The sequence below is a fragment of the Prevotella sp. S7-1-8 genome, assembly GCF_000758925.1.
In the GTDB taxonomy this organism is placed as follows: Bacteria; Bacteroidota; Bacteroidia; order Bacteroidales; family Bacteroidaceae; genus Prevotella.
Window position 1 is genome coordinate 1 of sequence record NZ_JRNC01000070.1, and the last position, 8684, is coordinate 8684.

Annotated in this window: 8 protein-coding genes; 6 read left to right on the forward strand and 2 right to left on the reverse strand. The window is 50.6% G+C overall.

The annotated features are described in order from the left end of the window. Positions 1-103 precede the first annotated feature (103 nt). From HMPREF1640_RS10510 to HMPREF1640_RS10520, 3 genes are all read left to right on the forward strand, one after another. Positions 104-1123 carry a virulence RhuM family protein gene (locus HMPREF1640_RS10510; protein WP_036894528.1) on the forward strand — a complete coding sequence of 340 codons (1020 nt, stop codon included), beginning with the start codon at positions 104-106 and terminating at the stop codon, positions 1121-1123. 53 nt (positions 1124-1176) lie between these two features. Beyond that, positions 1177-1536, forward strand: coding sequence for a hypothetical protein (locus HMPREF1640_RS10515; protein ID WP_156098793.1), 360 nt, complete (start codon positions 1177-1179; stop codon positions 1534-1536). A 96-nt stretch (positions 1537-1632) separates the two neighbouring features. Further along, positions 1633-2445 carry a hypothetical protein gene (locus tag HMPREF1640_RS10520; RefSeq protein WP_036894530.1) on the forward strand — a complete coding sequence of 271 codons (813 nt, stop codon included), beginning with the start codon at positions 1633-1635 and terminating at the stop codon, positions 2443-2445. Between the two features lie 223 nt (positions 2446-2668). Here HMPREF1640_RS10520 and HMPREF1640_RS10525 read toward each other — a convergent pair whose 3' ends face one another. Both HMPREF1640_RS10525 and HMPREF1640_RS10530 read right to left on the reverse strand, forming a co-directional pair. After that, positions 2669-3877: a bifunctional 3,4-dihydroxy-2-butanone-4-phosphate synthase/GTP cyclohydrolase II gene (locus tag HMPREF1640_RS10525; RefSeq protein ID WP_036894532.1), complete on the reverse strand. Its 1209-nt coding sequence runs from the start codon at positions 3875-3877 to the stop codon at positions 2669-2671. Further along, on the reverse strand, positions 3874-5814 hold the full coding sequence (locus HMPREF1640_RS10530) for an LptF/LptG family permease (protein WP_036894540.1): 1941 nt from the start codon (positions 5812-5814) through the stop codon (positions 3874-3876). The genes HMPREF1640_RS10525 and HMPREF1640_RS10530 overlap by 4 nt, the downstream gene beginning before the upstream one ends. Positions 5815-6071: 257 nt before the next feature. Between HMPREF1640_RS10530 and HMPREF1640_RS10535 the strand changes: the two genes are divergently transcribed. Genes HMPREF1640_RS10535 through pyrH form a run of 3 tightly spaced genes read left to right on the forward strand, consistent with a single transcriptional unit; the run spans position 6072 to position 7938 of the window. After that, positions 6072-6455: a YraN family protein gene (locus HMPREF1640_RS10535; protein WP_036894534.1), complete on the forward strand. Its 384-nt coding sequence runs from the start codon at positions 6072-6074 to the stop codon at positions 6453-6455. Next, positions 6430-7224, forward strand: coding sequence for a biotin--[acetyl-CoA-carboxylase] ligase (locus HMPREF1640_RS10540; protein WP_036894536.1), 795 nt, complete (start codon positions 6430-6432; stop codon positions 7222-7224). The genes HMPREF1640_RS10535 and HMPREF1640_RS10540 overlap by 26 nt, the downstream gene beginning before the upstream one ends. Positions 7225-7227: 3 nt before the next feature. Continuing rightward, positions 7228-7938 carry a UMP kinase gene (pyrH, locus tag HMPREF1640_RS10545; RefSeq protein ID WP_036894538.1) on the forward strand — a complete coding sequence of 237 codons (711 nt, stop codon included), beginning with the start codon at positions 7228-7230 and terminating at the stop codon, positions 7936-7938. The last annotated feature ends 746 nt before the right edge of the window (positions 7939-8684 follow it).

The window sequence follows — 8684 nt, forward strand, 5'->3', positions numbered from 1 at the left end:
GAAAGACCGAGAGAAAAATTAAACTTTTCTACACCTAAGCGCGAGTTCTTCAAACACGTTTTATAATTTTGCACTTGCTGGTTGACTCTACGCAAAAAGAATTATGGCAAAGAAATATGAAATACGAAACAGTACGGCAGAGTTTCTGACTTTCGTGGCAGAAGGTAAGGAACAAGGCGTGCAAGTGTTATATAAAGACGAAACGGTATGGGCTACACAAAAGGCTATGGCACAGCTTTTTGACTGTTCAACAGACAATATCGGATTGCATCTGAAGAACATCTTCAAGAGCGGAGAACTTGTTGAAGATTCAGTTACCGAGAAAAACTCGGCAACTGCCGCAGATGGCAAGAACTACATGACAAAGTTCTATAATCTTGATGCAATCATTTCTGTGGGCTATCGAGTCAACTCCATCCGTGCCACACAGTTCCGCCAATGGTGCACCTATGTCATTCGTCAATTCTCTTTGCGTGGCTATATCATAGATAAAAAACGCATGGAGAATGGTTCGTTCATAGGTGAGGACTATTTTGAGCATTTGCTGTCGGAGATACGTGAGATTAGGTTGAGTGAACGAAGATTTTACCAAAAGCTCACGGATATATATGCTACGGCTGTTGACTACAATAAGGATGCACCGACCACACGCTTGTTTTATAAAAAAGTTCAGAATAAGATGCATTATGCGGTGCATGGGTATACCGCAGCAGAACTTATAGTAGAAAGAGCTAATGCAGAGAAAGAGCATATGGGACTGACTACTTGGGAGAATGCACCTGATGGTAAAATCGTCAAGTTAGATGTGAGTATCGCCAAGAACTATCTAAAAAAAGTGGAACTTGAAGATATGGGAAAACTTGTCAACTCTGTACTTGACTTAGCAGAACGTATGGCAAATCGACATATACCAATGACTATGGAAGATTGGGCTAAACGTATTGATATTATTCTTGAAGCTGGAGGTGATGCCGTATTACATGATGCAGGAAAGGTTTCTGCTGAATTTGCCAAGAGCTTTGCAGAGGCAGAGTTTGAAAAGTACCGTGTGATACAAGACAAATTATTCTGCTCTGATTTTGACAAATTCAATTCTTTACCATTTGATGATATTAAGAACTGACTGCGCAGCGTCAACCAGCAAGTGCAAAAAATAAAAGCAAAAAAAAGCGAGGAATGAAAAAAAAATGTACCTTTGCGCCACAAATGGATAAAGCGCGACAAAGTATAGCAACCAGTTTCCTGTCTTTACCACACATATATTATATGTGTAGCTTGCCAATGAAGCTCGCCCCAAAGCAGGACGACAAAAACACGAAAATGAAAAGTGTTCGAAATTTTAAAGCAAGAAAGCGAACCTTGAGTCTCTGTTTAAGGTTGCGCCTAAAATCGCCATCAAATACAACATTAAAACAACATGCTTTGCACCTTGCCGCTCATGGGCATAACTCTTTGTCCCAAATACGAGATGACATCGTGGCGTGGTTCGCCGTTCCCACTCGTCATCCGGCTTTTGGAGATTGGCATAAAACGTAAACCCTGACAAGGCTTCTTAATGGGCGGGCTTAAATCGCGTTTACGCCCAATTACTATTTTACGAATATTTTTATTATCAATTAAACATTTACGCTTATGAAATTTAAAACTTTACACACCCTTTTGCTGATTATTGCCGCTACGCTGTGGACAGGGCGCATCGACGCGCAACAACTCGAAATTGCTAACAACGCCGTAAATACAACCAATGACGCCACGCTCACGGGGGCATGGCTCAAATCGGGTAATGTGAGCTGGAACGCGACGACCAAGACTCTCACGCTGGACAACGCCAAGATTGAGAACATCGCTGGTTACTACACACTTTTTGTTAGCGGCTTGGACATTACCATCAAGCTGATTGGAAGCAGTGATATGAATGCCACCACCATGGAGGGTGTCCGTCTCATGAACTCTAAGACCACCATCACTGGTGGCGGAACTCTCAAGGTATACGCTGGTTTTACCGCCGTGTATCTACACCATGACGCCACGCTGACCATTGACGGCTGCACCGTGGATATAGATGGCATGTTGGAAGGTTGGGGCTCGGGTGACGAGAAAGACAAAAATAACCACCTCGTGGTGAAAAATGCCACCCTGAAGGCCACGTCCGTCAGAAGACTAAGCTCCATCAGCCTCACAGCCTGCAAGATGCAGTCGCCCGATGGTGGCAAGATTGGCGAAGACGAGTTTGGCAAGTTCGTAGCCACGGCAGACGGCAGCAAAGCTCGAAACGTTGTCATTGTGCCAGACAAAACTGCCTCCATAGCGCGCGCAAACGTTGAGAACGGCTGCGAGGCCAAAGCCATCTACTCCATGGACGGGCACCTTCAGCCCGCTCTTGGCAAGGGCATTAACATTGTGCGCACGAGCGATGGCAAGACCGTCAAGGTGCTCAAGAAGTAGCTCCGCGCGTGCCATGCCGTGCATTCAGGCGGTAAATGTGGCTTGCCCACATATATAACAACCGCCGCTTGTCGGCTTCGCGAATGATCTTTAACAAAAAAGCCATGCGGTAGGCATGGCTTTTTTGATGTGTATGCGATTTTAGTTGACAGGCCTGGGCGGTATGGCCAGACCTGCGCGGTAGCTCCGCAAACCGTACTTCGTGGCACGTGTAGGTTTTGTCTTATAGGTGAAGGTCGTGCCCCATGCGGTCGCGCTTGGTGCGCAGGTAGGTCAGGTCGTATTGGTTTGGCGTGATCTCAATGGGTACGTTCTCGACAATCTCCAGCCCATAGGCCTCTAAGCCCACTCGCTTGGTGGGGTTGTTGGTCATGAGTCGCATTTTGTGCACGCCGAGATGCCGCAGCATTTGGGCGCCGCAACCGTAGTCTCGCTCGTCGGGTTTGAAGCCTAAGTGGACGTTGGCGTCGACGGTGTCCAATCCCTCTTCTTGCAGTTTGTAGGCGGCAATCTTGTTCATCAGTCCGATGCCGCGTCCCTCTTGCTGTATATAGATTACCACACCCTTGCCCTCGCGCTCTATCATCTGCATTGACTTGTGCAGCTGCTCGCCACAGTCGCAGCGCAGGCTGCCGAGGATGTCACCGGTGGCGCATGACGAGTGTACGCGTACGAGTATTGGCTCGTCGGGTGTCCATTGCCCCTTGATGAGGGCCATGTGCTCCATGCCGTTGCTGTTTTGCCTGAATGGTATGAGGTGGAAGTGCCCATAGACGGTTGGCATGTCCACTTCCTCGCCCACCTCGATGATGGTCTCGCGTTGTAGACGGTAGGCTATGATATCCTTGATGGATATGAGCTTGATGCCCCACGCTTGCGCTTTCTCTTTGAGCTGGGGCAGTCGCGCCATGGTTCCGTCCTCGTTCATGATTTCCATGAGCGCGCCCACGGGTTGCAGTCCAGACAGTTTGCATAGGTCCACGGTGGCCTCGGTGTGGCCCGAGCGGCGCAGCACGCCGTTGTCTTGGGCGTAGAGGGGGTTTATATGGCCTGGCCGGCCGAAGGTTTCGGGGCGTGAATTTGGATCTGCGAGAGCCTTGATGGTGGCTGCCCGGTCATGGGCGGACACGCCAGTGGTGCAGCCTTCGAGTTTGTCCACGGTGACGGTGAACGGTGTGCCAAGTACGGATGTGTTGTTTTGCACTTGATGTGGCAGGTCCAACTCGCGTGCCCTTGAGAGCGTGACGGGCGCGCAGAGCACGCCGCGGGCGTTTTTGAGCATGAAGTTGACTTTCTCCGGGGTTATAAGCTCGGCGGCGATGATGAGGTCGCCCTCGTTCTCTCGATCCTCGTCGTCTACGACGATAACAAATTTTCCTTGTTTGAAATCTTGGAGCGCGTCGTCAACGCTGCTCATCTTTATATCTGTCATGTTGAATATAAGTTATGGGGTATTTGTGTTTTGGATATGATGTTTTTCTCGATGTAGCTCGTCAACCTTTGGGTGTTTTCCCTGATTGCGCGCAGGTCGCGCAGCAAACGCAGTCGGTAGCGCCACATGCGAATGTATAAAAACAGGCCTAATGGGGCTACGATGGCCATGAGAATGTTGAGCCATTTGCGCTCGAATGGGCGAGTGTGCGCTTTTACAGAGAGTATGGGGTATTGGTTGATGAGGTGCAGCACTTGCATGTCGCGGGTGTTGGCGAGGTCGTCGATCGTTTGTTCCAGCAAGGCGTTGATGCGCGCTATCTCGTGGTCGGGCTGGTATCTGAAGAATACGTTGATGATATTGGGTGGCGAGATCAAGTTGTGTTTTTGGGCGTAAGCTGTGATATCATGGCTGATGTCTCGCAGCGTGGCGCGCGCTTGCTCGTAATGGGGCTGTGTGATGATGACCTCCTTGGCTGCAATGTGCCGTTTGGCGCGCAGGCCAAGCAATCGTCTGAACATGCTGACCCAAAGGTCGGCATTGAACACCATGGAGTCGTTGTAGGCCTTGTATGTCACGAATATCGCTACCGGGGTAAGCGTGGCTGGTGCCAATAGTTTGCCAAACCACACCGACCAGTCGCCTATTCGGGCCATGCGATAGCCTGAGTTGTCGAGGATGTAATAAACGATGAAGACCAATACCGACACGATAACAGGCACGCCGAGACCACCTTTGCGAATGATGGCGCCAAGCGACGCGCCGATAAAGAAAAATATGAGGCACTGGAAGGCGAGAGTGAACTTGTTGATGGCCTCTATGTAGTGCATGCGAATGATCCATTCGTTGTCTTTGGTGAGCATGCTTTTGAAGTCGAGTTCGCTCACTTGATTTTGCACATTGCCGAGCGCGTCGGTAACGATTTGGCGTTTTTGGTCCACCTTTAGCCTTTCCCATCGTTTGTCAATGTTGTAGGCAGGAGTGCGCCCACGCTTGACAGCCCGGGCCGAGTCTGCCTTGGATAGGTGGGGCATGGCGTAATAAGATCGTTTTGCCTCGTCGTAAAACACAGAGCCTAAGCTATCGTTGACGTGCGTGATAGAGTCGATGGCATGGTTTATTTGGTCGAGGCTCTTGCCTTTCGCGTTGTTTGAGAGCATGGCGGCGTCGGCCATGTTGAAGCCCGCGTCGAAGTCGAGAATGATTTGTTTGGCGATGAAAGTCTCCCTGCGATAAGGCACGGCGGCGCTTCCGGCGAATTGTTGTGACTGCATGTTCTCAAACCATTCGCCTTGCCACAGGCTGAGCAGCAAGTGTTTTTTGTCGGCCGTGGATTGTAACATGCCTGAGTCGGCGAGGATGATGGCGGCGTCTTCGTAGCTCTGTGTCATGCGGTATATCATGATGCCATAGAGGTGCCCGGTCTTCATATCCTTCTTTTGCACGTAGATATTGCAGTTGGGTATTCCGTCGTAGAACACTCCCTCGGGTATCTCCAGTTCTGGACTCTTCTGTTTCATGGACACCAGCAGCTGGGTGAGCTTCATGTTAGCCTGTGGCCCGATATTGTTTTGGAAATAGAAAGAGCACAGGCAAATGACAATGGTGACGACAATAAGCGAGCGGAATGTCTGCATGAGTGATATGCCGGCAGCCTTGATGGCGGTAAGCTCGGAGCTCTCGCCGAGATTGCCAAAGGTGATGAGTGAGCTTAGCAGAATGGCCAAAGGCAGTGCTTGTGGCACGAGCATAAGTCCCATGTACCAGAAAAATTGTGCCATGACCTCCAGCGAAAGCCCCTTGCCGATAAGCTCGTCGACATATCTCCACAGGAACTGCATCATTAGTACAAACTGACAAATGAAAAAAGTTCCTACGAACAAAAGGCCGAATTGGCGGAGAATGAATATGTCAAGTTTTTTAATACGGAGGTTCATATATTTGCTTTCCACGCACCGTTGTCGTGCCTTCGAACATGGATGGAATTTGGTATGCAAAGATAATGTAAAATTATCAAGAAAGCGTTGTTTTTGTCATTTTTTATCGATCGGCTTTGGTTTTCTTGCTAATGTGAATGGTCCATACCGTTTCCAACACTCGTTATCGCCCATGGCGGCAAGCGAGGCAAAAATGGCGAGATCGTTTTGCGATATGGAATAAAACCGCTACTTTTGCATCATATATACATGATGTTATGGCAAAACACAACCATTTGGGCTTGTGGGGCGAGCAGGTGGCGGCCCGCTACTTGGCCGAGCGGGGTTACGCGATCATGGAGCGTGACTGGCGTTTCGGCCGTGGCAAGCCAGACATAGACCTTATCTGCAAGACGCCCGACGGCCGTGCCGTGGTGTTCGTGGAGGTAAAGACGCGCGAGAGCGATGCGTCGCGAGCGCCGGAGGATGCTGTCGACGCTCGCAAAATGCGACGTATAGGCCGCGCTGCCGATGAATATGTCAAGACGCTCGACATCGTGGACGACTTGCGATTTGACATTGTTGCGATTGTTGGCAGCGAGGGAGATGCCAATCCTCAAATCAATCATATAGAAGATGCTTTCAATCCATTGCTTGTTTAAGAAGAAAAAAACAGACGACGGCATACGTTTTGTGGAGCTGGACGAGACCGACAGCACCAACCGCTACTGCATGGACCATCTCTGCGACGGTCTCATGGCCGACGGCCAGCCCATGCGGATGGTGGTGGTTAGCGCCGAGTACCAACGTGACGGCCGTGGGCAGGGAACCAATAAGTGGGAGAGCGAGCGTGGGGCTAATCTGTTGTTCTCCATGTACTGTCGCCCATCGTGGCTCGCCGCCCGCAGGCAGTTTGTCATCTCGGAGTGCGCCTCGCTGGCCATCCGCGACACGCTCGCCGCTTTTGCCGATGGCTTCAGCGTGAAATGGCCCAACGACATATACCACCACGATCGCAAGATATGCGGCATACTCATAGAGAACAGATTGAGTGCGGGCCGGCTTAAGGACTGCGTGGTGGGCGTGGGGCTTAACGTGAACCAGCTACATTTCGTGAGCGACGCGCCCAACCCCGTGTCGCTTAGGCAGATAACCGGTCGCGAGATGGACTGCAGGACGATAGAGCGCGACATTGCGCGGCGTTTTGACGAGCGTCTCCAGATGGGCGAGCGTGGACTGTATGGCGCCATCGCGGAGGACTATACCTCGTGTCTCTACAGGCTTGGTGGCTTTCACGCCTACCGGGATGCCTCCGGCATCTTCGAGGCGGCTATTGTCGAGGTTGAGGACGACGGTCACCTAATATTGCGCGACCGTGACGGACGCGTGCGCGCCTACGCTTTCAAGGAAGTGGAATTTATCATATCATAAACTATGGCAAGATTTAAACGTATATTGTTGAAGCTCTCGGGCGAGAGCCTCATGGGCAATCAGGGTTACGGCATAGACGCCGGGCGGCTGGCTGACTACGCCCGCCAAATCAAGGAAACGCACGACATGGGCGTGCAAATAGGTATCGTGATAGGTGGCGGCAACATTTTTAGGGGCCTGAGTGGCAGCCAAAAAGGTTTTGACAGGGTGAGGGGAGACCAGATGGGCATGTGCGCCACGGTGATAAACTCGCTTGCCCTCAGCTCGGCGTTGGAGTCTATAGGCGTGAAGACCAAGGTGCTTACGGCTATCAGGATGGAGCCTATTGGCGAGTTTTACAGCAAATGGAAGGCCGTGGAAGCGCTCGAGGCGGGCAAGGTGTGCATATGCTCGGCTGGCACCGGGAATCCTTATTTTACCACAGACACGGGCAGCTCGCTGCGTGGCATAGAGATTGAGGCCGACGTGATGCTCAAGGGTACGCGCGTGGATGGCGTGTACACGGCCGACCCGGAGAAAGACCCCGAGGCCAAGAAGTTTGCCGACATCACCTACCGTGAAGTGATAGAACGAGGCTTGAAGGTGATGGATCTCACGGCCATCTGCATGTGCCAATCGAACGATTTGCCCATCTACGTCTTTAACATGGACGTGCCCGGCAACCTCAAACGGGTGATGGACGGCGAGGACATAGGCACCTTGGTGCACAATTGAGAGGTGGATGGCGCGATCTACGCGCCAATCGCAAACAGGTTTATAACCTGATATTAAACCTGATTGGGAACAGGCGTCCACATATATTTTGGATTTGCAACTCTTGAATTAACAGCGCGTGGCTCAGACCTGGGCGTGGACGCGCTTTGGCATCAATGCCGAATATAGGTGGATTGATGGGCTCAGCTGATATTTAATGGGGGAGCTAAAGGATCGGTAGGTATTTACTTTTGGAGAGACAATGTAGATCCCTACGATTGTGGTTAACCATGTATAACCGCAAACAGGATTAAAAACAGGAAGGCATGATGTAGGCATAAAAGTTCACATGCGCAAATTTCTGCCGCGCCCGGACGCTTCTTGAATCCGGGCAGCCATCTTCATTCATTCTTTGCTCCCCATTCTTCACTCTTCTCTCCTTGGTCCTCATTTTATAAAATATACTTCATTTTATAAAATATAATTACTGTTTTTTGATCATTATTTTCGGGTCATCCAGAGCGAAAAGGACTATCTTTTTTTGTCAAAACCAAGTCGGGCGTTACCAAAAATCATAAGAGATCCGCGATTGGCGCTTTCTCATGGCATGATTAGGCCTCATTGGCAGCGCGAAAGAGCCTCCATCACGCTGCGTTCGCAACCTTTTCACACCGCCATTAGGCACTAAACCGCGGACCGCGAGACAGGAGAAAAAGGGCCGTTTTTAAAAAGACGCTGGATGTCAGCTCTTTACAAAACGTCGCATG